The organism is Streptomyces narbonensis (genome assembly GCF_014649015.1).
Classification (GTDB): domain Bacteria; phylum Actinomycetota; class Actinomycetes; order Streptomycetales; family Streptomycetaceae; genus Streptomyces; species Streptomyces narbonensis.
This window is the reverse complement of sequence record NZ_BMSF01000095.1, coordinates 1-882: the sequence shown is the minus strand read 5'-3', so window position 1 is coordinate 882 and position 882 is coordinate 1. Positions and strand designations below refer to the sequence as shown.

1 protein-coding gene is annotated in these 882 nt (G+C 31.0%); it reads left to right on the top strand.

The features are described 5' to 3' along the window. On the top strand, positions 1–882 hold an 882-nt coding region (locus tag IE124_RS34140; RefSeq protein WP_189513931.1), incomplete at both ends, for a class I tRNA ligase family protein.

Below are 882 nucleotides of genomic sequence, written 5' to 3'. Positions count from 1 at the left end.
TATGCTAGGTTTTTCCATAAATTAATGCGGGACTTTGGCTTCTTAGAGTGTGATGAACCATTCAAAAAATTAATTACTCAAGGAATGGTTGTCACTCCCAGCTACTATAGAAAAATACATGGTAAAAAAGAATGGTTTAATCCTTTAGATATTAAGTTAAATAAAGATAAAAACACAGGTCAAATTATAGCAACTTTAATTAAAGACGGTGGCTCTGTTATAAGTAGCGGTATTGAAAAAATGTCTAAATCAAAAAATAACGGAATTGATCCTCAAGCTATAATTGATAAATTTGGTGCAGATACATTACGCTTATTCATTATGTTTTCCGCACCTACAGAACAATCACTTATTTGGTCAGAAACTGGAATTAAAGGTGCTTACCGATTTCTTAAACGTTTATGGAATCTAGTTCATCTACATATATCTAAATATTTTTCAAAAAATAATAAAATAAAAATCTCATCATTAACACCCTCTCAATTTATTTTATATCGCAAAACCCAGAAAACAATAAAAAAAGCTACTGAAGATATGATCTTCCGGCAGACCTTTAATACTGTAATAGCAAAAGTAATGGAATTAACTAATTTAGTATCACGTTTTCTTGATTCTAGTATCCTGGGGTTATCTGTAATTAGGGAAGCTTTGAAATCTATTATATTAATAATGTCGCCAATCGTCCCGCACATTACCCATGTATTATGGAAAAAACTGGGATACGAACATCCCGTTATTGATGCAAATTGGCCAAAGTTTAATGAACAATGCTTATTAGAAAAATTAATTACCGTTGTTGTACAAATTAATGGAAAGTTCCGTAAAATATTAAAATTCCCTATGACTTATGGTCCCAAAAAGCTGGCTATCGGTATTTTATCC